This is a genomic window from Parabacteroides goldsteinii DSM 19448 = WAL 12034 (assembly GCF_000969835.1).
Classification (GTDB): domain Bacteria; phylum Bacteroidota; class Bacteroidia; order Bacteroidales; family Tannerellaceae; genus Parabacteroides; species Parabacteroides goldsteinii.
The window spans coordinates 1,962,321-1,985,648 of the sequence record NZ_KQ033912.1; the positions used below are offsets into that span (position 1 = coordinate 1,962,321).

General features: G+C 42.6%; 22 protein-coding genes. 10 read left to right on the forward strand and 12 right to left on the reverse strand.

From position 1 onward, the window contains the following. Nucleotides 1-82: 82 nt before the first annotated feature. The 4 genes from HMPREF1535_RS07320 to HMPREF1535_RS07335 all read right to left on the reverse strand — a co-directional run bounded on the left by HMPREF1535_RS07320 (nucleotide 83) and on the right by HMPREF1535_RS07335 (nucleotide 4,817). Nucleotides 83-1,093: a 2-oxoacid:ferredoxin oxidoreductase subunit beta gene (locus tag HMPREF1535_RS07320; protein ID WP_046145728.1), complete on the reverse strand. Its 1,011-nt coding sequence runs from the start codon at nucleotides 1,091-1,093 to the stop codon at nucleotides 83-85. Between the two features lie 3 nt (nucleotides 1,094-1,096). After that, the gene (locus HMPREF1535_RS07325; protein WP_046145729.1) at nucleotides 1,097-2,950 is read right to left on the reverse strand and encodes a 2-oxoacid:acceptor oxidoreductase subunit alpha; all 1,854 of its coding nucleotides are present in this window, start codon (nucleotides 2,948-2,950) and stop codon (nucleotides 1,097-1,099) included. 87 nt (nucleotides 2,951-3,037) lie between these two features. Continuing rightward, nucleotides 3,038-4,249, reverse strand: coding sequence for an alanine dehydrogenase (locus HMPREF1535_RS07330; RefSeq protein ID WP_046145730.1), 1,212 nt, complete (start codon nucleotides 4,247-4,249; stop codon nucleotides 3,038-3,040). 46 nt (nucleotides 4,250-4,295) lie between these two features. Continuing rightward, nucleotides 4,296-4,817, reverse strand: coding sequence for a shikimate kinase (locus HMPREF1535_RS07335; RefSeq protein ID WP_009860690.1), 522 nt, complete (start codon nucleotides 4,815-4,817; stop codon nucleotides 4,296-4,298). A gap of 113 nt (nucleotides 4,818-4,930) precedes the next feature. Here HMPREF1535_RS07335 and HMPREF1535_RS07340 point away from each other — a divergent pair, with 113 nt between their 5' ends. Next, the gene (locus HMPREF1535_RS07340; protein WP_009860689.1) at nucleotides 4,931-5,566 is read left to right on the forward strand and encodes a ribonuclease H1 domain-containing protein; all 636 of its coding nucleotides are present in this window, start codon (nucleotides 4,931-4,933) and stop codon (nucleotides 5,564-5,566) included. A gap of 27 nt (nucleotides 5,567-5,593) precedes the next feature. Here HMPREF1535_RS07340 and HMPREF1535_RS07345 read toward each other — a convergent pair whose 3' ends face one another. Together HMPREF1535_RS07345 and HMPREF1535_RS07350 are read right to left on the reverse strand one after the other, a co-directional pair. Further along, complete coding sequence (locus HMPREF1535_RS07345) at nucleotides 5,594-6,454, reverse strand: hypothetical protein (RefSeq protein WP_046145731.1); 861 nt, start codon at nucleotides 6,452-6,454, stop codon at nucleotides 5,594-5,596. Between the two features lie 23 nt (nucleotides 6,455-6,477). Further along, nucleotides 6,478-7,770 carry a nucleotide sugar dehydrogenase gene (locus HMPREF1535_RS07350; RefSeq protein WP_046145732.1) on the reverse strand — a complete coding sequence of 431 codons (1,293 nt, stop codon included), beginning with the start codon at nucleotides 7,768-7,770 and terminating at the stop codon, nucleotides 6,478-6,480. Nucleotides 7,771-7,979: 209 nt separating this feature from the next. Here HMPREF1535_RS07350 and HMPREF1535_RS07355 point away from each other — a divergent pair, with 209 nt between their 5' ends. Genes HMPREF1535_RS07355 through HMPREF1535_RS07370 form a run of 4 tightly spaced genes read left to right on the forward strand, consistent with a single transcriptional unit; the run spans nucleotide 7,980 to nucleotide 11,498 of the window. Beyond that, complete coding sequence (locus tag HMPREF1535_RS07355; protein ID WP_046145733.1) at nucleotides 7,980-8,705, forward strand: glycosyltransferase; 726 nt, start codon at nucleotides 7,980-7,982, stop codon at nucleotides 8,703-8,705. Then, nucleotides 8,686-9,471, forward strand: a complete 786-nt coding sequence (locus HMPREF1535_RS07360) for a polysaccharide deacetylase family protein (protein ID WP_046145734.1) — start codon at nucleotides 8,686-8,688, stop codon at nucleotides 9,469-9,471. The genes HMPREF1535_RS07355 and HMPREF1535_RS07360 overlap by 20 nt, the downstream gene beginning before the upstream one ends. Then, nucleotides 9,455-10,672, forward strand: coding sequence for a glycosyltransferase family 87 protein (locus HMPREF1535_RS07365; protein WP_244275581.1), 1,218 nt, complete (start codon nucleotides 9,455-9,457; stop codon nucleotides 10,670-10,672). Before HMPREF1535_RS07360 ends, HMPREF1535_RS07365 begins: the two co-directional genes overlap by 17 nt. 58 nt (nucleotides 10,673-10,730) lie before the next feature. Continuing rightward, the gene (locus HMPREF1535_RS07370; RefSeq protein WP_046145735.1) at nucleotides 10,731-11,498 is read left to right on the forward strand and encodes a DUF5672 family protein; all 768 of its coding nucleotides are present in this window, start codon (nucleotides 10,731-10,733) and stop codon (nucleotides 11,496-11,498) included. Nucleotides 11,499-11,549: 51 nt separating this feature from the next. Here HMPREF1535_RS07370 and HMPREF1535_RS07375 read toward each other — a convergent pair whose 3' ends face one another. Beyond that, on the reverse strand, nucleotides 11,550-12,248 hold the full coding sequence (locus tag HMPREF1535_RS07375) for a glycosyltransferase family 32 protein (protein ID WP_046145736.1): 699 nt from the start codon (nucleotides 12,246-12,248) through the stop codon (nucleotides 11,550-11,552). A 222-nt stretch (nucleotides 12,249-12,470) separates the two neighbouring features. Between HMPREF1535_RS07375 and HMPREF1535_RS07380 the strand changes: the two genes are divergently transcribed. Both HMPREF1535_RS07380 and HMPREF1535_RS07385 read left to right on the forward strand, forming a co-directional pair. Next, complete coding sequence (locus HMPREF1535_RS07380) at nucleotides 12,471-13,343, forward strand: FkbM family methyltransferase (protein ID WP_009860681.1); 873 nt, start codon at nucleotides 12,471-12,473, stop codon at nucleotides 13,341-13,343. Between the two features lie 13 nt (nucleotides 13,344-13,356). Then, nucleotides 13,357-14,118, forward strand: coding sequence for a glycosyltransferase (locus tag HMPREF1535_RS07385; RefSeq protein WP_009860680.1), 762 nt, complete (start codon nucleotides 13,357-13,359; stop codon nucleotides 14,116-14,118). On the opposite strand, the gene HMPREF1535_RS07390 is transcribed toward HMPREF1535_RS07385, so the two are convergent. The 4 genes from HMPREF1535_RS07390 to HMPREF1535_RS07405 form a co-directional block, all read right to left on the reverse strand. Then, complete coding sequence (locus tag HMPREF1535_RS07390) at nucleotides 14,106-15,023, reverse strand: lipopolysaccharide kinase InaA family protein (protein WP_046145737.1); 918 nt, start codon at nucleotides 15,021-15,023, stop codon at nucleotides 14,106-14,108. The genes HMPREF1535_RS07385 and HMPREF1535_RS07390 overlap by 13 nt on opposite strands. Beyond that, entirely contained in the window at nucleotides 15,020-16,051 is a 1,032-nt protein-coding gene (locus HMPREF1535_RS07395) for a glycosyltransferase family 9 protein (RefSeq protein ID WP_046145738.1), read from the reverse strand. Before HMPREF1535_RS07395 ends, HMPREF1535_RS07390 begins: the two co-directional genes overlap by 4 nt. A gap of 797 nt (nucleotides 16,052-16,848) precedes the next feature. Beyond that, a complete protein-coding gene (locus HMPREF1535_RS07400) occupies nucleotides 16,849-17,322 on the reverse strand; it encodes a hypothetical protein (RefSeq protein WP_046145739.1) in 474 nt (157 codons plus the stop codon). Between the two features lie 66 nt (nucleotides 17,323-17,388). After that, complete coding sequence (locus HMPREF1535_RS07405) at nucleotides 17,389-17,994, reverse strand: DUF4254 domain-containing protein (RefSeq protein WP_046145740.1); 606 nt, start codon at nucleotides 17,992-17,994, stop codon at nucleotides 17,389-17,391. Nucleotides 17,995-18,143: 149 nt separating this feature from the next. Between HMPREF1535_RS07405 and pdxB the strand changes: the two genes are divergently transcribed. Continuing rightward, nucleotides 18,144-19,247: a 4-phosphoerythronate dehydrogenase PdxB gene (gene pdxB, locus HMPREF1535_RS07410; protein WP_046145741.1), complete on the forward strand. Its 1,104-nt coding sequence runs from the start codon at nucleotides 18,144-18,146 to the stop codon at nucleotides 19,245-19,247. A 22-nt stretch (nucleotides 19,248-19,269) separates the two neighbouring features. Continuing rightward, complete coding sequence (locus tag HMPREF1535_RS07415; protein ID WP_046145742.1) at nucleotides 19,270-20,469, forward strand: MFS transporter; 1,200 nt, start codon at nucleotides 19,270-19,272, stop codon at nucleotides 20,467-20,469. 8 nt (nucleotides 20,470-20,477) lie between these two features. On the opposite strand, the gene HMPREF1535_RS07420 is transcribed toward HMPREF1535_RS07415, so the two are convergent. Then, entirely contained in the window at nucleotides 20,478-21,719 is a 1,242-nt protein-coding gene (locus HMPREF1535_RS07420; RefSeq protein ID WP_046145743.1) for a glycosyltransferase, read from the reverse strand. A gap of 413 nt (nucleotides 21,720-22,132) precedes the next feature. On the opposite strand from HMPREF1535_RS07420, the gene HMPREF1535_RS07425 reads away from it, so the two are divergent. Continuing rightward, the gene (locus HMPREF1535_RS07425) at nucleotides 22,133-23,311 is read left to right on the forward strand and encodes a DUF4925 domain-containing protein (protein ID WP_046145744.1); all 1,179 of its coding nucleotides are present in this window, start codon (nucleotides 22,133-22,135) and stop codon (nucleotides 23,309-23,311) included. The last annotated feature ends 17 nt before the right edge of the window (nucleotides 23,312-23,328 follow it).

Genomic DNA, 23,328 nt, shown 5'->3' on the forward strand with positions numbered 1-23,328 from the left:
ATTTATACTCACTTTTTCTTATAAAAATAAAAAGGGATGACCATATGATCACCCCTCCTATTCCAGTTATTATAATAAAATCTTATTTCACTTCCCAAACTTCACCCTTCATTAAGAAGTCTTTCAGTTTACGGGTAGGATTCTTTGCCTGTACCTCTTCAATCTGTTGATGAACGGCTTCATCGTATACCGGAGCATCCACATCGCGGATAACACCCAGGGCAATAGGCATATCATCTTTCATCATAGCCAGCATCATATGAAGTGTCGTATCTTTTTCATGGGCATCATGAACCAGCACATCATCCATTGTGTAGCCACCTTCACCGATCGTAACGGCTTTCAGTTTAAGACCATCCAACACAAGACCTTTGTTACCTTCTTTTCCGAAAATCATCTTTTCGCCGTGGCGAAGGAAGATGGTACGGTCTGCACGATATTCCTTATCAACGATACTCTTATGAATGCCGTCATTGAAAATTACACAGTTTACCAGCACTTCCGTGACAGAAGCACCTTTATGGCGTGCAGAAGCAGCCAATACTTCAGTTGTATTCTTCAAATCCACATCGATCACCCGGGCAAAGAAGTTTCCGCGTGCTCCCAAAGCCAGTTCAGCCGGGATAAACGGGTCTTCCACTGTTCCGTAAGGAGAACTTTTAGAAACGAAGCCACGTTCGGAAGTCGGGGAGTATTGTCCTTTGGTCAGACCATAAATTTTATTGTTGAAAAGAACTATGTTCAGGTCGACATTACGACGTACGGCATGGATAAAATGGTTACCACCGATAGCCAGACAGTCGCCGTCGCCGGTGATCAGCCAGAGACTCAGGTCGGGACGGGCAGTCTTCACACCTGTTGCTATTGCAGCACCACGTCCGTGGATGGTATGGAAACCGTATGTATTCATATAATAAGGTAAGCGGGAAGAACACCCGATACCCGAGATAACGGCCATATTATGAGGAGCCACTCCTACTTCCGCCATCGCTTTGTGTAAGCAGTTCAATACGGCATGGTCTCCACAACCCGGACACCAACGTACATACTGGTCGCTTTTATAATCTTTCGGTTCGAATTTTATATCTGTCATTTTTTAAGCCTCCAATATTTTAGTGAATTCCTCAACTAATCTCGCAACAACGAAAGGCTGTCCTTTCACGCGGTTGAATCTGTACGGATTGAATCCGGGAACTTTACCACGCAGGTAGTTGGCAAACTGTCCGTTATTCTGTTCAGCAACAACCACTTTCTTATATTTGGAAAGTACCTCTGCCGTATTCTTCGGAAGCGGACTGATAAATTTGAAGTGGGCCAAAGCTACTTTCTTGCCTTGTTCATGCATTGTTTCCATTGCTTCATACAGATGACCGTATGTACCGCCCCAGCCTACCAGCAACAGGTCGGCATCGGGATCTCCGAGCACTTCCAGTTCCGGGATAAAATCAGCAATTTTGTCGATCTTTGCCTGGCGGGTGGTAACCATCTTCTGATGGTTGATAGGATCGGTCGAGATAGCACTTGTATCGTAATCTTTCTCCAGACCTCCCAAACGGTGTGCAAATCCTTCCATACCCGGGATAGCCCAGTAACGAACCTGTGTATCTTTATCACGACGATATGCCTTCCAGGGCTTTTCTCCCTGATAGTTGGACACGTAGTTCGGTTTGATTTCCGGATAGTTGTCCAGGTCAGGTAATCTCCAGGCAGACGAACCGTTTGCAATGAAAGCATCCGTCATCAGGATAACCGGAGTCATATGTTCTACAGCCAGCTTACCAGCCCAGTAAGCTGCATCGAAACAGTCTGTCGGAGTAGAAGCGGCAATCACTACCAGCGGACTTTCACCGTTACGTCCGTAAAGCGCCTGCATCAGGTCGGTCTGCTCACTCTTTGTCGGCATACCTGTTGATGGACCTCCACGCTGTACGTCGATGATAACCAGCGGCAATTCAGCTATTACAGCCAGACCGATCGCTTCACTCTTCAACGCCAAACCCGGACCGGAAGTCGATGTAGCAGCCAGACAACCGGCAAAACTACCACCGATAGCCGTACAAATACCGGCAATTTCATCTTCAGCCTGAACGGTAATTACGCCCAAATCTTTCCGTTTAGATAATTCATGCAAAATATCAGTCGCCGGAGTAATAGGATAACTACCCAGGAAAAGTTGCAGGCCGGCTTTTTCGGCAGCAGCAATCAGACCGTAGGAAGTAGCCTTATTTCCATTTACATCCGTATAGAATCCCGGTTCAGCTTTCTTACTTTCAATACGATAAGTAGAAACTGACGCATGGATATTGTGACCATAGTTATAACCGTCTGTCAACGCCTTGATATTAGCCTGTGCGATCACCGGCTTCTTGGCGAATTTATTCTGAAGCATGTTCATGGCTTCTTCCAGAGGACGGTCAAACAACCAGCAAACAAGGCCCAGGGCAAACATATTCTTTGAACGGAGCGCAGACTTGTTATCCAAACCAAACTCTGCCAAACCGTCTTTCACCATCGTAGAGATCGGGGCAGCGACAACCTGCACACTGTTCAGACCCAGTTCTTTGAACGGATCGTCCGTTGTGTACAAAGCCTTATCCAGATCACTCTTCTTGAATGAATCGGTATCGATAATAACAATTGCATTTGGCTTGATATTCTTCACATTCACTTTCAGAGCGGCGGGATTCATAGCGACTAAAACGTCCGCCTTATCACCAGGAGTAAAAATTTTACGTGATCCCAGATGCACCTGGAATCCTGATACACCACTCAGTGTTCCCTGAGGAGCACGTACTTCCGCCGGATAGTCGGGAAATGTAGAAATCTCATTTCCAAAAATAGCCGACAGATTAGAAAAGATCGTTCCGGTTAACTGCATACCGTCTCCGGAGTCACCCGAAAAACGGATCACAACCTTCTCCAACGTTGTTACTTTTGTTTGTTCTGCCATAATTATTTATATTAGCTTAATCGCTTGTTTGTAGTTAGATTTCCGCAAAGTAAAGAATAAACTTGGCTTGTTCAAAACTTTTGAGGCTTAAAAAGCAGAAAGATATAGATCCAGGTTATTTGATGATAAATTAAAATGATTAGACACGTAATTGTTTACAGGTTTCCCACAATACATGTAAACACCTGAACGAAAGCCATCATCCGACTTTATCATATTCTGGACTGTCCCGGCATCTCCCAAAGCAAGAAAGATGGGTACAAATATATTACTGAAAGCCATCGAGGTGGTACGTGCCACCCGATTACTTATATTAGGTATACAATAATGTAATACACCGTATTGCTCAAAAACGGTCGGATCGGATTTAGCCAGACAGCAGGTTGTCTCGAAACAACCACCCTGACTGATACGCAGATCAATCACCAGAGAACCCCGTTTCATAGTCCTGACCAATTCTTCCGCAATCACATAACGGTAACGTGTATTGATATACCGCATAGCTCCGATCACCACATCCGCCGTACGGAAAGCATTATGCAATACATTCGGATGAAAAGTCGAAGTAAACAAACCTTGCCCCAATACTTGCTGAATCGTGCGCAGCTTGTTGATATCATCATCGAAAACCTTAACAGATGCACCTAGCGCCAGGGCTGCACGGGCAGCCACAGTTCCTGCATTTCCTGCACCGACGATCACAATCTCAGTCGGTGACACTCCGGGGATTCCTCCCAGCAAAATACCTTTTCCTCCCTGGGTATTACTCAACAATTCGGAAGCAATGGTAATAGAAGCTGTCCCTTCTATCTCTGAAATAACATTCAGGATAGGACACCTTTTCTGATCGTCCGACATCAGTTCATAAGCGATTGCCGTAATGCGTTTGGCCATCATCAGTTCAAAAGCGTCCTGAGCAAACAGATTGAGTTGCACCATGGAAAAGACAGTAGAACGAGGTTTCATCAACAGGATTTCCTGAGGTAAAGGAGGAAGTATCTTCAAAATAATATCCGCCTGAAAAACTTCCGCCGGAGTAGCGACAATCTCGGCACCAGCCTCGGAATAGTGATTATCGGAGTAATTGATCCCCAACCCGGCACCCGACTCTACCAATACACGATGTCCGCGATCGGTCAACATGTCAACAGCCTCAGGAGTAAGCGCAAGCCGCTTTTCCCCCTCTTTCCGTTCACAAGGGATACCAATCAGTAAACGATTACCTACCTTATTCAATTCCTTCAACAGTTCCTGGGTAATATATGAACCCTGAAGCTGTTTGTCTCCTGTTGCTTCCATAATACGATTCCACGGCCGGCAATTCCTAACTGCCTTACATTATATATTATACTATTTTTTCCAATGCTTCCGAAATCTCATGCACATCCGTTTCCGTCAACATCACTTCGGCATCAAACACGATTGAAGCTTTCATATAATGGGGAGTTCTTTTCTCCAGGCTTTCGGCAATAAATGCAACCAACTCATCACCGGAACGTCCTTTCAGTACGGGGCGAGTCGATTTACAGATTTCAAGACGTTTAGCCAACTCTTCCACCGACACCTTCAGATAAACGGTTGAGCCTGTTTCGTTCATAAACTCCATATTGTCAAAAAAGCAGGGAGCACCACCGCCAGTGGAGATCAGTACATCTTCAAACATGGCCACTTCGTGGAGCATCCGCCGTTCAATATCACGGAAAGCCTCCTCCCCTTTTTCAGCAAATATCTGCCCGACCGTTTTATGGTAGCGGGCTTCTATGTAACAGTCCAGGTCAATAAAAGAAAGCCCCATTCGTTTGGCCAGGTCTTTGCCGACCGTCGTCTTTCCGGCTCCCATATAACCTATCAAAAAAATACGCTTCATCTCGTATATGATTGTTTACCGCAAATGTAAAGTTTTTTTTCTTCATTACTTTTCTTTCAATAGAAAAGTAACAAAATATTACCTTTGCAAATCATATCCGAAGAATATAGAAGATGGCGAAGAACAAATATTATGTCGTGTGGAAAGGACTTAACCCAGGTGTTTACGACAACTGGGCAGAGTGTAAAATGCAGGTGGAAGGACAAGAAGGAGCGAAATACAAATCGTTCGAAACCCGCGAAGAGGCCGTTGAAGCCTTTGAGAAAGGATATACGCATTACCTGAAAACTGCTTCGTCAGCCAAAGCTGCCGCCAATCTGGCACCGAAAGCACCTGTCGGAAAACCGATCAACGAAAGCCTGGCGGTAGATGCCGCCTGTAGCGGAAATCCGGGGGATATGGAATACCGGGGTGTTTACACAGCCACCGGACAAGAGATTTTCCATATCGGACCTTTGAAAAAAGGGACAAACAACGTCGGCGAGTTTCTGGCACTCGTTCATGGTCTGGCACTGTTAAAGCAGAAAGGAAGCAACCTGCCTATTTATTCGGATAGCCGTAATGCGATCAGTTGGGTCAAAAAGAAGAAATGCAAGACTCTGCTGGAACGTGAACCTGTCAACGAGCAAATCTTCGATCTGATCGAACGTGCCGAGAAATGGCTGAATACAAACACCTATACTACAACGATCCTGAAATGGGAGACTTCGGTGTGGGGGGAAATTCCGGCTGATTTCGGACGGAAATAACAGAAAAATCCTCCTTCAAGATGGTTTTCAGAAACAGCGGATATAGGCCAACGAAAAACTATCGTAAAGATAATCTTGTATACCGTGTTTATAACCGAAAGAGATAATGTTCTTTTTTATCTCATAATTGAGTTTTGAGCGGACAATCATCGGTTTGTCCCCGTCTCCTCTGTACCCCCTTATGCCTGTATAGTCACAATTCAATGTAAAACCACGATAAGTAGCCTGTGCCCCTATCGCATATGTCAAAGCATCATTCTGCCGATGTATCAGATCGTTCGTCATCCAGCAGTAAAAACCGGCCATTCCCTGTAAACGGACAGAGGCATTTTTTTCCGGATTCTGCCACAACGTCCGTCCGATATTACAATCGAACCAATAAGTAGCCGCATCTGTATAACGGGCATCACACAAACGTCCCCCACTGGCTGTTCTCAGAGTTGCATTTACCACGATATCCACCCATTTCTCACTTTTCAGCACCTGATAATGGCAACTCAATATAAAATCCCCATGACAAGGGATCGGAGATTTCACATCGACAGCATTACGCTCGTCACGCACTTCCGGTGATGTTTCGTACCATTCCTGAATCACCCCGTAAAGCGATACACCGGCACGTCCTTTGGCTATAGGGATATACAAACGGGCAAAAACGTCTTTCGTCTTATCCCCGGTCATTTTATGATATTCACCTCTTAATTCGACCTCCCAGCGCGGAGATAACTTCCCGCCCATCAATTCCGGAAAAGGGAAGGCATTCGCACCAAAATAACGAGGAGAATACTTTAACAAGGGTATTTTATCCCTCCAATCTGCATTGGCAGGAAAGATTGTAAAAAAGCTACAGCAAAAAATAAGGAGGGAAAAAAGTATGTTTGTTTTCATTCTATAATGTTGTGGATTTATATTTACAACCGATCGTCCACCCATTCCGGATTCAGACAACCTTTTACATCATATACTACGTGATTTTCACTAACAAGCGACGGGATGTCAAGTTCCAGAAATTCTTTATGAGCCACAGCCAGTACAATCACATCATACTTCCTGCCTTCGGATAAAGACCCGGTCAACTCTATTCCGTATTCATCCCGGACTTCTTCCGCACGAGCCCAAGGATCATACACAGAGACATTGATGCCGTAATCTTTCAATACACGGACAACATCCCCTACTTTTGTATTCCTCACATCCGGACAATTTTCCTTGAAGGTAAAACCCAACACCAGCACTTCCGCATTCTTAACCGGTACATCCTTTTTAATCATACATTTCACCACACGGTTGGCTATGTATTCGCCCATCGTATCATTGATACGACGCCCATACAGGATCAGGCCGGGATGATATCCGTAATCCTGCGCTTTCCGGATCAGGTAATAAGGGTCGACACCAATGCAGTGACCTCCAACCAACCCCGGTCTGAACGGCAGAAAGTTCCATTTCGTTCCAGCAGCAGCCAACACTTCGTTTGTATCTATATCCAACAGATGGAAAATTTTAGACAACTCGTTTACAAAAGCAATATTAATATCCCTCTGCGTATTTTCAATCACTTTAGATGCTTCTGCCACACGGATACTGGATACCGGAAATGTTCCGGCAGTAATTACAGAACGGTATAGCGCATCTACCTTCTCCGCCGCATCCGGTGTGGAGCCGGAGGTTACTTTCATAATTTTCTCTACCGTATGTTCCTTATCCCCCGGATTGATACGCTCAGGAGAATAACCGGCAAAAAAGTCTTCATTATATACCAATCCTGAAGTCTTTGCAAGAATCGGAACGCATTCCTCTTCTGTAATGCCCGGACAAACAGTTGATTCATAGATAACAATATCCCCTTTTGATAATGCACGCCCAACTGTTTCACTGGCCTTATATAAAGGTGTCAAATCCGGACTATGATGACTATCTACAGGAGTAGGCACAGCTACTATAAAATAATTACATGACTGAAGATCAGAAGGAGCAGATGTAAAATAGAGCCCTGTTTCATCAAATTCCGGTAAGTGAGACAATAAAACAGATTTCAGTTTTCCGTCAGAGACTTCCATCGTTATATCCTGCCCTTTCTTTAAGGCCTCAACCCGATCCTGCTTAATGTCGAAACCAACAACCGGATATCTGGTTGCGAACAAATGCGCTAACGGTAACCCGACATATCCCAGGCCAATAATTGCAACCTTTATATTTTCCATTTATTTTATTCTTCTTTTCCGTTCTGAAATGATAGGCAAAGATACAACTTATTTCTGTATATTTATTTATACGCCAACACTGTAAACGTCTGTCAATATCCGTACAAATTAGTTTAAACATCAATACAAGTAATTTAATATCATATCTTTGCATCAGATATTTACGTAGAGCATCTGTTTACCTATAGAGTTGATTAAAGAAATAGAAGATGAATTGCAGAGCTGATATTGATCTTATTTTACCTTGCTATAACCCACCTTCCGGCTGGGAGCAAAAGGTTATCAGGAAATTCAAAGAGATACAATCCTTGTTTAATCCTGTAAATTTTCACTTGCTTATTGTTAGTGACGGTTCTAAACGCGGATACGAACCGGAAGTAGTTGCCGCATTAAAAAACGGAATCCCCGGAGTCCAAGTAATTGACTATCGTCCCAACAGAGGGAAAGGATACGCTCTGCGTGAAGCCGTGCGACATTGTCAATCGGAATATATCATATATACCGACTATGACTTCCCCTACACAGATAGTTCTTTCAGACAGGTAATCAACACATTACTCAACGGAGCAGATATCGTTGTTGCCATAAGAGACAGGAATTACCAAAAAAATTTACCGCCTTTCCGGAGGTTTCTTTCCGAATCGTCCCATATATGCAACGCTGTTTTCCTTCGTTTAAAAATACATGATACTCAAGGCGGACTCAAAGGATTCAACCGCTCAGGCAAAAGGATTTTTTTATCAACAAAAGTTAATAGCTTCTTGTTTGATACTGAGTTCATATACAAGGCTCAACGGAAAAAAATGAACATACAGGCCGTACAGTCACGTATCAGGGATGGCTTGACAGTATCCGACATGGGATTCAAAGTGCTAAAACGTGAAATGGTAAACTTTTTTTCAATTTTACTCAGTAATGATCTTACTCAGTTTTGATATTGAAGAATTCGATGTTCCCCTGGAACATGGGATAGAAGTGCCATTTGAACAACAAATGGCTGTGTCTATCGAAGGGACCAGAAAGATATTGGCTTGCCTTAAAAGACACCAGATACATGCCACTTTCTTCTGCACGGCCAATTTCGCTGCTCACGCTCCCGAAATCATCGAGAACATCCTACAGGACGGTCATGAGATCGCCTCACACGGATACTATCATTCTTCATTTGAAATGGAAGATTTGAAACGTTCCCGCGAATTTCTTGAGCAACAAACCGGGCAGCCTGTAAAAGGATTCCGTATGGCACGTATGATGCCGATCGATGAAAAAGAAATAAAAAAAGCAGGATATACATATAATTCTTCATTAAACCCGACATGTATTCCGGGAAGATACAACCACCTGGATAAACCCCGCACGTGGTTTTACAAAGATGACGTCCTGCAACTTCCTGCATCTGTTTCTCCTGTTTTCCGTTTTCCTCTATTCTGGCTGGCCTACCATAACCTCCCGGCTAAAGTCTATCGGTGGTTATTTCAGAGAACGTTGAAACACGATGGCTACATTGTTACTTATTTTCACCCCTGGGAATTTACCAATCTGAAAAAATGGAATTTACCATTTATCATAACCAATCATTCGGGAGAAGGTATGATAAAACGATTGGACGATTTGATATCCTTCTCTATAAAAAAGGACTATACTTTTATGACCTTTTCTTCATTTCAACAAAACATAATACAAAATGGGAATAGTAAGTAGCAGACCTCAAATAAACAGTAAACTCAAATTTGTAACCTCCTTTCTACATAATCCTAAACTGAAAGAAAACAAAACTATTCTTGCGATATGGCTGGTTACAGCAGCAATTACAGTCATAGCCAAGTTGATTATCGGAAAGTTCAACAATTACAAGATATTTGAAGGTGTTTACAATCACGCGATACACGGACTCACATTATACGGTCCTTATCCTGAAGAATATGGCGACGTCAATCTTTACGGAATCATATTCAGTTTTATCATTTCACCTTTTGCCATTCTCCCTCAGTGGTTGGGAATGGTATTATGGGTAATGGCCAATACAGCCCTGCTATTTTACGCCATACAGCAACTGCCCCTGTCAAAAAATCAAAAAGCGATAATATGCTGGACTGCTTATATCGAATTGATAACAGCCCAGTTAGTCCAGCAATTCAATATATCTGTCGCTGCCTTTATCCTGTTGGCTTTTGCTTTTATCGAAAAGAAAAAAGATTTTTGGGCAGCATTTGTCATATTGCTCGGTACATTTGTAAAAATATATTCAATTGTCGGACTGGCTTTCTTCTTTTTCTCAAAACACAAGATAAAATTCTTACTATCTTGTTTATTCTGGACGATCCTTTTATTCATATTCCCAATTCCTTTCTTTGGATTGGAATATACGATGAGCCAGTATCAGGACTGGTTTATTGCCATCACTGAGAAAAACTCACATAATATGTTCGCCATTTCACAGAATGTGTCTTTACTGGGATTAGTCAGGAGGGTATCCGGAAATCCCGATTACAGCGACTTATGGCTAATAGTTCCCGGACTCATTTTATTTTTTATTCCATATCTGCGTATCAGGCAATACAAAAGTCTCTCTTTCCGTTTCCTGGTACTAGCCAATGTACTGCTTTTCACTGTCTTGTTCAGTTCCGGAAGCGAGGCTAGTTCTTATGTAACGGCCATGCTCGGAGTAGGTATCTGGTATGTCAACTCACCTGCTTCAAATAAAAAACTGAACTATTGGTTGCTTATACTAACCATTATCGTCGTCGCTATTTCTACAACGGAATTAACACCTCCCTTTTTCCGAAGGGCTATAGTTCATCCATATGTAGTAAAGTCATGGTTCTGTATTCTGGTCTGGTTAAAGATTTGTTATGAAATGATTTTTCTTACATTCGATCAGAAATCACTCAACCATGATTAGATCAAATTATTTAGTTTTAGTTATCTTTGGACGCAATAACAAGTTATAGTAGTAAATTGTGGAGTTAGTAAAAGTAATCATACCCATCTATAAAAATACGTTCACTGCGACGGAAAAACGTTCGTTGATGCAGGCATACGATATTTTAAAGGCTTATCCGCTGGTTGTAATAAAGCCCGAGTCTTTGGACCTTTCAGAACTACAGGCTGAATTTCCCAGATTGACATTTACGTCATTCGATGATGCTTATTTTAAAGGGATCAGTGGTTACAACCGGTTAATGCTTGCTTCCGTTTTTTACGAACGGTTCCTTGACAGCACTTATATACTGATCTACCAACTGGATGCCTTTGTTTTCCGGGATGAGTTAAAGGAATGGTGCAGCAAAGGCTATGATTACATCGGTGCTCCCTGGCTGCAAAAACCGGTATATCGCTTTCCCATTATCTCCACCATTATGCATCTGGCACATATCTACCACCGGCAAAAAGGAGAGCCATCCAAACAAGACCTCTACAACAAAATCGGGAACGGAGGATTATCATTACGCAAAACCGACAGCCACTACCGGGTAACCCGCGAACAGGCAGACCGTATCAATTTCTACCTGGCGCAAGACCGGCATCACCTCTATAATGAAGACGTGTTCTGGGCAACAGAAGCAACAGGGTTCATTTATCCGGAAGCTATGGAAGCAATCCGATTCGCCTTCGATAAATATCCGGCTTACTGTTATAAGCTGACAGGCGGACAGTTACCTTTCGGATGCCATTCATGGTATAAACGGAAAATGAAAAAGTTCTGGCAACCGATTATCCACTTTTAGATATTCCAAGCCGATAAGAGTCTTTTCAGACTCTCCGTATCCAATTTTTTTCTACCGTTTGAATAATGCAAAACGAACCACAAGGCATATATGCTTTAAAAATCGCTCAATTTTTCTACCGAAGCGACGTTTTCGCCAACTGCCATACACCTGATGGCAGGCAAAAGCCTCAGGATATCTGATTGTTTTACACGGAGAAACGTAGCAACTTGGATAGATAATTATATCATCTCCCAAACGCTGCTCGACATCTTCCCTCTTATATCCTTTTTTCTCAGCAATCATCGTCATAATCTTGGGTGAGATCAACATATCGAAAGCTCCGTCAGGCAATAGAAAATGACGTTGGTTGTAATATTCAAAAACCTCCTTACAATAAGCATTTCCCTGTTCTCCAATCAGGAAAGCAGCCTGTAAAAAAAGCGTACCCCACAGCTCATTAAACGTTGCAAAACCATGCTGAGGTATAAAAGAGTCGAAGCGTTTCTCTACAAGCATATCGCTATCCATGTATATTCCTCCCTCTTTATAAATCGCATAAAAACGTACAGCATCTGCCGCAAAAGCCCATTTCTTAGCATGCAATGCCTCTGCTATAAAATCACAGCCAATAGCCATCGCATCAGCATAGGTCCAGCGCCTTACCGTATAATCCGGCAATATTCGTTTCCAACTTGCCAAACAGATTTTTATTTCAACAGGAAAAGGATCATCACTAAACCAGCACAAATGAATTACTTTCGGAATCATACATATATAGTTTATAATATGAAAAGAATGCCTATCTCTTCTCTCTTTTACCCCACAAAGGTAGAGAATGGATTCTTAGTTGCAAAATATTCAGTAAGAATATGCATGCCTTCCAACCTACCATACAAAAGAAAATCATTATCTTTGTCCGGATATTATGTACAGACAGAATTCATCTCATTCCAAGAATAAATATAATAAACCTATCAAAACAGATCAATCATGTTCGCTTTATCTTCTTTTTACAAATGTCGGATTTTACCCCACGGCCTCCGCAGAAAATTATTCAGAAAAGTCATCCTGTCTTATTTCGATTCTCTTCCGCAAAATTCATTATCCAATGAGCAGAAAGAAGCAATCGGATACTTAAGATCACATCCTATAACAACATTTCTTTCATCATTTACGGAGCAGTACAAAGCGAAAGACATTCAGGTTTTCACGGATGACGACTCTCAGCTAAAATACGTCCTGCACGAAGAGAAAAGACTTTATTTCAAACGTAAATGGTCCGTAAAGCGGATACAGCGTGCCTACAACGCCCTGCAAGCAGAACAAGACATAGCTTCTCCTCACCGTTATACCGATGGAAATTTCAATGTTAAAGACAATGATATTCTATCAGATATCGGAGCTGCGGAAGGGAACTTTTCGCTCAGTGTAATAGATAAAGTACAACATGTTTATCTTTTTGAAACAGATAACGACTGGATAGAGGCTCTGGAAAAAACATTTGAACCCTGGAAAGAGAAAGTATCCATTATTCACAAATTTGTCGGAAATAAAGATACCGATACCTGCATAACTCTCGATTCGTTTTTCTCTGACGACTCCTCTGTGAATTTTATAAAAGCCGATGTTGAAGGAGCAGAACGAGATCTATTGTACGGGGCAAAACGTCTGATAAATGAAAATAAATCCATGCAAATTGCGTTATGTACTTATCACCGGCATGATGATGAAGTTGTATTAACGGACATATTGCAGGGTAACGGATTCAAAACAAGTTTTTCAAAAGGCTACATGATCTACACACACAATCATGACATGCAGCCCCCTTATTTACGCAGAGGATTAATCAGAGCATCTAAATAAATTATTACTCTATATGCTAAAGAAACTGACTACAGCCATCGCGAATTATTATTATTTCCTCAAAGGAAAGATAATACCATCCCACATATCAAACGGGAAGGACATCCCTATTATCATCAATAACTTCAACCGGTTGACAACACTCATCCAATTGACGGACAGTCTGACTTCAAGAGGATATACGCGTATTTATATATTGGATAACGCTTCAACCTACCCGCCTCTGCTGGAATATTACCAGACATGCCCCTTTACCGTATTCCGGCTTAAAGAGAACCTCGGATTCAAGGCTTTGTGGAAATCAGAGTTGAAGAAGAAATTTTGTAATGACTATTATATCTATACGGATTCAGATGTCATCCCCATAGCTGATTGTCCGGACGATTTCATCGATTATTTCCTGAAAGAACTGAAAGCGCATCCGTTTGCCCGCAAAATCGGTTTTTCATTACGGATCGATAATCTGCCGGATCAGTACGAGCATAAGCAAAAAGTAATTGACTGGGAAAAACAATACTATGCCCGTCCGACCGAAAACGGTTTATTCCGGGCTCCCATCGATACGACTTTCGCCCTTTACCGACCGCATGTCGGACTGAGCAGAAGCCGGTCGGTTGAGGCATACCGCACGGCATACCCTTATCAGGCTGAACATAAGCCATGGTATAACGATTCTAAAAATCTGTCGGAAGAAGAATCATATTATATCAGCCACTGCTCACAGATAACAGGCTGGACCTCCCAATCACAAAAAAAAGAGGATCAATCCTCCTGAGAGCTTTCAGGAAAGACTTTACGGAAATCAAACGGCAATATGCAAGAGGTATAAATCCGGATACGTTTTTTATGGAAACGATCTCGCACAGCCTTCGTGAAAAGAGGACAATGACTGAACAGATTCGCCATGACGTACTGGAAATAAGGTTGGGTAAACCAATTTCCACCCTCTTTCCTCCAGGCTTTACATGCCAGATGGGAAGCGTACTTTTTATAAACACGATCACTGTATTGATTAGTCTGCCGTACAAAAGAGTCCTCATCCAACCCGCGAATCCGTGCATATTCACAGGTGACACATGACAATGCTTCACGGGAAATGGCCAACCGTGAAAAGTTCCTGATCGCATCCTGTACTGTTATTTTCTTAAATTGCATCCGGTTGATATCTACCAGAGTGAAACGAAAAGTTTCCTGTTCCTTATAATACAGGATATTTCCCGGTGATAAATCTATATGAAAAATTCCAGCCTGATGCAGACTGGCTATAAAAACACCTAATGCAGTCAACAAGGTTTTATCCTTCAGCTGTCCGTTCATGTATTCCCGGATATCGGAAGCTCCGCTATACGCAGAAACACTATAGCTATGATTCAACAGGCCATGTTTATATTCTTCTATGTATCCAAGAGGTTCCGGCGTGTTGCTCCCCCGCTTCAATATCTCGAAAGCATATTCATACGAACGCCTGGCCTTTGATTTCCGGAATAACGTATAAACAACCCGATTGACAAAGAACGGGACCTTGAAACTCTTCACCACCAGTTCACATCCTTCGATATTAAACCGCTTCAACACGTTTCGTCCCTCATATATCGTGATTCCTTCCGTCTCAAAACGGTCGGATAAATGACAAAAAAAATCTGCCAGGAAAGGATATGCCGGATTCGTTACTACTTTCATTTCTGCAAGGTGGAATTTATCTTATCCACAATCATCTCCGGCGTAATCTGTGTCATGCACGCCCAATCCCCCCGGAAACAAGGCTTCTGGCCGAAGACTGAACAGGGACGACAAGGAAGATCGAGTTGAACGGCATTTTTCGGGTCCTGATGATAACCGTAAAATCCGGCATAGGGATGCGTTGCTCCCCAGACCGAAATCACTTTTGTATCGACCAGAGAAGCGAAATGCATATTGGCTGAGTCCATACAAAGCAATACGTCCAACCGGCTGATCAAGGCAAGTTCGTTATCCAGCGAATAACGGCCGACGACACTTTTTACACGCGGATACTGGAATGCCCATTGCTCCAAAACAGCTTCTTCATAACCACGACCTCCCAACAGAAAGATCGTATAATCTTCATTTTCCGACAAGCGAGCGACAACCTGTTCCATATCGTCCACCGGATAGATTTTTCCGCGATGCTTGGCAAACGGGGCAATTCCAATCCATTTACCGGTCTTTGTTCCGGCCACGGCTTCCATAGCCGACAAATCGGCCGGCTTCGATTCATAAAGGGATGTGAAAGTTTCCGTATAGTTCAGACCGGCAGCACGGAACACATCGGCATAGCGTTCTATCACCGGACGCAAGGGTTTCAGTTCCTTATGATTACGCTCGGTCAGCCGTTTCCGTTCCTTCCTTGCCTTATCCACAACATAAACCTTTTTCCCTTTTATCCGGAACATACCTCGGATAATCATGGTACGGATCACATTATGCAAATCCAATACGACATCATACTCATACTTGACCAACGCAGAGGCAAACCGGAGCAATCCGCCCAATGTCTTTTCTGCCGCCTTCGTATTGATACCGATCACGTCCACATTTGCCGGACGGTTCATAAAAACAGGTATCAGGAAAGCCTGCGTAAGTACAGTAAACGTATGTTGGGGGTTTGCTTTGGCGGCAGAGTAGATCACTGGAACCGTCATAGCAACATCGCCAATAGCAGAAAGTCTTATAACAAGTATTTTTGCCATGTAATGAATTTAATACATTTTCATGATTCGTAACTTCTATCAATACTGTTCACAAAGATATAAATTATTTCCGGAATAAGTTATCTGAATTCATTACATGTCGTTGTCATATTGTCACAGCAATCATTGTTACGACAGGATATCGTCGTATTTATCAAAATGTCAAATTACCCCTATCGCCAATAAGCTGTATGTAGTCCTGACCAGACACAGCGCTTTTTATCTCGCCCAGGAGAAGATAGCAAATATCCTTATTCAGGCTTTCACTATATAAATACAGCTTTTTGATCCATCAATAGTCTATACCCATAAATGATGATATAAAAGATTAAATAAATATATAAATTAGATATTTAAATCCAATACAACTTTTCGTTACATCTGGAATCTAAATCTGCTGTACAGCATAGTTTTTAAAGAAAAAAAGGCTCATCAAAAAAGTTTCACCGACTGAACTTAACAAATATTTCGTCTTAAATAAACTCTCATCTCATTTAAAATGAAAAAAAATTCGTTTTAAACGAGATGATAATTTGTTTAAAACGGTGATTGGAAATTCATAGAAACAGGCACGATGTTAAATATTGTATATTCAACTCTCCTGTTTCAATTATTCTGACAGACATCACAGTCACAGCAACCGCTTAAAACAAGACAATAAGACATCTTATTCCTAAAAACAACATCAATTTGCCATCAAGACCATTCAGTATAATTCGCTTTGCGACAGAGAAAATCATCGAAACCAGGCAAAATACCCATGCAGAGAGTCGCATAACAAGTATTTTTGCAATGAGTTAATTAAATGTTCCGCTATAATAACATCGGGTTAAATAATAGGAAGGTTCATAATAAGCACTTCCATTATAATTATCTATCGTACGGCATATTTTATCATTATATACACATAAAATAGCATCTGCATAATCCTCCCAGGAATAGAGAGTTGACAACACGAGGCGCATATAAACTTTTCCCATATCCTGCTCGGTCGGAATATGATCGACCAATGCCGGATTGACATTTGTCACATCATAATTACCTTCCTGCAACCGGAATTCATCAATCAAACGTTCAACGACAGCCTGCTGGTTTTCGCTGTGCATAACATTTGCCAGGGATAATTTCTCGGCCAGCGCCTGTTTCCCCATACAATTCACGACATACCGGTTCGGCTGTTTCAAACGACGTGCAATACGTTCAATCAGGCTACAGACATAGAAAACATCCTCTTTCGTTATTACTTCATCCGGAAAGAATACATTTTTCATAACTCGTAACTCCTTTCATATATTAACGACTCCAGTGCTGCTGCCATGATATACTTTCATTCCGTTTTATTTTTTCCCGTACAACACAGGGTTTAATGCCGGGTCATTGTACATTTTCATTTGTTTATACACCTTCATGTACTTACGTCCGGCTTTAATATCAGCCAGTAGCTGGTCCAAAGCCGTCGACAGGTCAACCTTCTGTTCCAGCAACACGTTCAGCTTTTCTTCGCATTTCGCTTTATGCTCGGGAGTTGCATCGGGACGGTTAGCCTCTTCGGCCATATGATAAATCTTCAATGTCAGGATAGACAACCGGTCGACCGCCCATGCCGGACTTTCCGTATTGATCGTCGCATCCGGCAATACTTTCACTTCTTTGTATTTATCCAGAAAGAAACTGTCGATCAATTCCACCAAGTCGGTACGATCCTGATTAGACTTGTCTATACGGCGTTTGATAGCCACTGCCTCCACCGGATCGATTGCCGGATTACGGATGATATCTTCCAGATGCCACTGTACCGCATCAATCCAGTTTTTCAAATAAAGATAAAACTCTATACTTTTTACCTCATACGGATTATGCATGGTTGCATCCACATCATCAGAAACATGATACGCTTTCGTAGCCTGTTCAAATATCCGGTAACACTGTTCGCTGAAATTCATAAATAATCGTTTTGCTTTCTGTAAATACTGTTGACAAAGGTAGAAAATCTTTTTCGATAATCTATCAATGGATATGCTGATTTCAAGCCATCACCTACCAGTCTATTCCGCAAATAATCTCTATCTTTGCCCTGCAAAAAGCATATAAAATGAAAATAGTAGCTGACAACACGGTCCCATACCTAAAAGGCGTAGCCGAACCAATCGCAGAAATAAAATACCTCAACTCAAACGAGTTTACTCCTTCAACCATCCACGACGCAGATGCTCTCATTGTACGAAGCATTGACAAATGCACCCGCGAATTGCTCCAAGGTAGCCATGTCAAACTGATCACCACAGCGACTATCGGCTTCGATCATATCGACATAAAATATTGTGATGAAGCAGGTATCACCTGGAAAAATGCACCTGGCTGCAATGCTGTCTCGGTTGCACAATACGTATTGGCTTCACTTATCACGATAGCCCTTCGCAGAGGAGAAACGCTTCAAGGAAAAACGATCGGGATAGTCGGTGTAGGGCATGTCGGGAAAGAACTGGAAAAACTGTGTACGGCTTACGGTTTACATATCTTGCGTAATGACCCGCCACGAGCAGAAGAAGAGGGAGCGGCAGGATTCGTTTCGCTGGATACGATCGCAGAAGAAGCTGATATCATCACCTTCCATACACCGTTGACAAAAGAAGGACCTTTTGCAACCCGTCACCTTGCCAACGAAGTTTTTTTCAACAAAACACGTAAAAAGCCCTGGTTTGTAAATGCTTCAAGAGGAGCTGTACACGATACGACGGCATTGATAAAAGCTCTGAAATCAGGAAAAATCAGCGAAGCAGTGATAGATTGCTGGGAAAACGAACCGGCGATCGACCGGGAACTGTTAAGTCTTACAGCCGTTGCCACCCCCCATATTGCCGGATTCTCCGCTGATGGCAAAGCCAACGGGACTCGTACCTGCCTGGAAAATATCGAACGTTTCTTCGGTGTGAAAATAGAGAAATTAAGAGAAGTTATGCCGCCAGAGCCTGCCGATCCTGTTATCGATCTCGCCGGAGTGACGGAACATCGTATCGAACACGCAATACTTAAAAGTTTTAGTCCGCTTGGTGTAGACAGAGCACTGAGGGAAACGCCGGAAAAGTTCGAATGGTTCCGGGCAAATTATCATCATCCCCGGGAGTTTGCCGCTTATACGGTAAAGAACGCGACAACAGAAGAGCGGGAACTTTTTGATAAGTTAGGTTTCAAATAATACCATTCTACTATTCACTGCTATGGCGAAAGACAAGTTATTATCACCCGGTTTTTGCAACATATTAACGGCTAATTTTCTGCTGTTTTTTGCATTTTACCTGATACTGCCAATCCTGCCCTTCTATTTACAGGAACGGTTTATGACGGATAAGTCGATGATCGGGTTTATCCTGTCCTGTTATACGATAGCCTGTCTTTGTATCCGTCCGTTTTCCGGATATCTGCTGGATACCTTTGCCCGTCGCCCGTTATATCTACTGTCTTATGCTATATTTATGGTCATTTTCGCCGGATATATGATTGCCAGCGTGTTGAGTATTTTCATTGTGCTGCGTATTCTTCACGGATTCGCATTCGGGATGGTCACGGTATCGGGTAATACGATCGTGATCGACATTCTTCCTTCTTCACGTCGTGGCGAAGGAATTGGATATTACGGGATGGCGAATAATCTGGCAATGAGTTTCGGTCCGATGATCGGATTGTTCATGCATAACAGTTTCAGTTATGAAGTGATTTTCAGTTGCTCGCTGGTTTCCTGCTTCTTGGGATTTATCATGGCTTATCTGGTTAAAACGCCTTACAAGCAACCGGTAAAGAAAGAACCGATTTCGCTCGACCGCTTCTTCCTGGTAAAAGGCCTTTGGGCAGGAATATCACTACTAATGCTTTCCATTCCTTACGGGATGACAACCACCTATGTGGCAATGTATGCCGACGAGATCGGTATATCTGTCAATTCAGGACTTTATTTCACCTTTATGGCGATCGGACTCGCGACTTCCAGGCTGTTTTCCGGCCGGCAAGTAGATAAAGGGCGTATCACACTGGTTATTACATTGGGGATGTATCTGGCATGTGCCAGTTTCTTTGCGCTCGCTTCCCTCGATGCATTGATGAAATGGAATCCGACGTTCACTTCCTATTTATATATAGCCATCGCTTTATCACAAGGTGTTGCTTTCGGAACCATGTTCCCGGCATTCAACACCCTGTTTGTCAATCTGGCACCCAACAGCCAGCGCGGAACGGCAACTTCCACCTACCTCACTAGCTGGGATGTCGGTATCGGAATCGGATTAATGATCGGCGGAAGTATCGCACAGGAATTCGGTGGATTCAACCACGCTTATCTGTTTGGAGCCTGCCTGACAGTTTTATCCACTTTCTTTTTTATCTTCAAGGCTGGACCACATTTCAACAAGAACAAACTGCGGTAAAAAACGGGTTATCGTGCCAAAGATTCTATATAATTACAGATGTTTTCGATTCCTTTTTCACTTTCAATTTGCTCACTGAGCATCGCCGCATTCTTTTTATATTCGGGATTGCTGATCAAGTCACCCATTTTTTGCTCCAGTTCACTTTCCGATACCTTTGCGATCTTCACTCTTTCCGGGCCGACTCCGAGCACCTGGACCCGATACCCCCAATAAGGCTGATCCAGAAGTAAAGGAGTGATCAGCTGAGGTTTCCCGGCACGTGCCACACTATGCGTCGTTCCGCTTCCACCATGATGAATCACGGCGTCGCAATGAGGGAAAATCAGATGATGCGGAATCGGCTTTTGCATCAGGAACAATTGTTCATTCCCCTGCAACGTCTCTCCGGTCTTTGCCCAACCTGAACCGACCACCAGCCGGTATTGCTTCCGTTTGCAGATACGGGCCAGCATACCGCAAAAGCGCTCCCGGTCGTTCGATGTACAGCTACCTAACGTAAAAAAGAGAACCGGTGTCTGTTCCTTTTTGATAAAAGCCATCAATTCCTGATAAGCCTCTTCATCATATTCAAAGGTATCATTGAAACAATACCCGCCTATATTCCAGCGAAAACGTTTGTCCCAGACGGGATCGGTATGTCCCAGATATCGACTGTACAATAAGAAGTTATCACTATTCTTTGCGGCATCCTCCCCAAAGTTACTGATTGGAGCCAATCCGTATTTCCGACGGTTCTTGTTTATCGTATCCTTCACCATATAGTTGGATACCCGGTTCATCATCAGCCAAAGCAATTTAGGTGTAATGATCGGATTGGGTTTCGGATAAGGAAAAGCAGGAGGCGGCATTTTCTCGCCCGGAAGAAAAGGTGCAAAAGAAGTGCGGACGAACGGCTTCTTGCAATACGCGGCAATCCCCGTAGCGGCAAATTCAGTATTAGCAGCTACAAGAACATCGTTCTGTTCCAAAAGCGGAATTACCTGCACAAACTGTTTGTCTATCGCCTCGCGCGTCCACTCAACAATCCTTTTAAAACTCTGTTTATTCTCGGCTGCGTCGGCCATCATCCCGCCAATATTATCAAAATCCTGCAAAACGACTTTTACAGGATATTTCTTTGCTATTTCCTCAAAAACATGGGGAATATTTACCGTTACCTCATGACCCCGTTTAACCAACTCGCGGGCTACAGCCAGATAAGGCAGTACATCGCCTTGCGATCCTCTTGTTACAAGCAGTATTTTCATTCTTCAATATTTTACACGTAGTTTTTTCATCACAAATCAGACTTCTTTGCCTTCTTTGCTATCTGGGAGACATTGTTCTTTTACCTCACAAGCCTCACTTACCTTTTTACCTGCTACCTTCCTTTTAAAAAGCATCCGGACCAAAAAGGCTAAAAATCCTAACAATATACTCATTAACATAATGAGAGCAAAGAAAGGAGATATAAACATATCCGTCAATGTCTATTTTTCACATTCGATATTCTATTATTAATAATGTCATTTTACCATACACTAATATACAGATAGTTATTACACCTCCGAAATGTCGATTCTTAATAATGGAATATTGATTCTGAAAGATAGCTATTGTTTGGTACAAAGTTATATCAGTACTTTGTATCATCAAAATTAAACAATAAAAAGAAAAGTAAATGAACAAGTATTTATTGCGCAACTTTCTTTATGTTATCTGCATGGTCCCCTTCTTGTTTGCCTGCGATGACAATGATGATGAGGGCGGTTCCGAATTAAACGGAATCTATTCCAATAAGTTGAGTACACCGGAAGGTGGCAATACACTGAACCTGACTTACAGTGGACGTGAGTTCATCGGTAAGGACGTCTCTTTCAAACTAACCGGTAACAATGCGGCAACCATTACACTGCATTACATCCTCCCCGGGGAAGCCGCAACATTGCTGGAGAACGTAGCAGTTACTTCCGGAAGCAACAGTTACTCTTTTTCAGGAAACGGAACCGGAAACAACGGCACTACTTTCGCTTACAGAGGGAATGTTGAAAAAGGCAAGATGACATTCGATCTGACCGATGTAAAAATCGCATCGAACCAACTGACTTCAAATGGGACATGGTATCCGGTGCAAGGTGGGGAATCTATTGAAACAGACCCTGTTTTGGGAGAATATACTTTGATGCGCCATGCCTTTCATATGGTAACTGACAATGCTCTTCTGGGACAGGTAGTTCCCATACTGGAGCCTATTGCAGGAAACCTGATCTGCTGGTTTATCAATGAAGTCTCTTTCAATCCGGATGGCAATATCACAGCCCGCTACGCCACCATGCCGGAAGGCAAAGCTATCGGAGACTTGATAAATACTCCCCCAAACAGAAAAGAGAGCGAATGGCTCACTTCGCCGATCAACCTGGCTTCTTATTATGTAAAAGACGACTCGGAACTTTATATAGTCCCCAACATCGATATGATTCTTTACCAGATTCAACAGAATAAGACTAAGGCAGACGGCGGCCTCGACACTTCCGTTATCGCAGCCATTTACCAGCAGCTTAATAAATGGAGTACTACCGGTATCCGGATGAATATCCGCAAAAATTCGGAAGCCCCTTACAGCAGCATGGGCGGACAAATCGCTTATAAGGGAGATATATTCCTATATCTGGATAAAGATGAAATTGCAGCTTTCCTTCCGCTGTTACCCTTAATAAAAGATCTTCTGCCGGAAGAAATAATTGGCGGACCAATGGGACCGATGATAACATCTTTGCTTGAAATGCTTGCCAGTAGCCTGCAACAAACAAAAACACTGGAACTAGGCATGATGCTAAGCAAACAAAAGGAGATACAATAATAAATAAAGAGTACAGA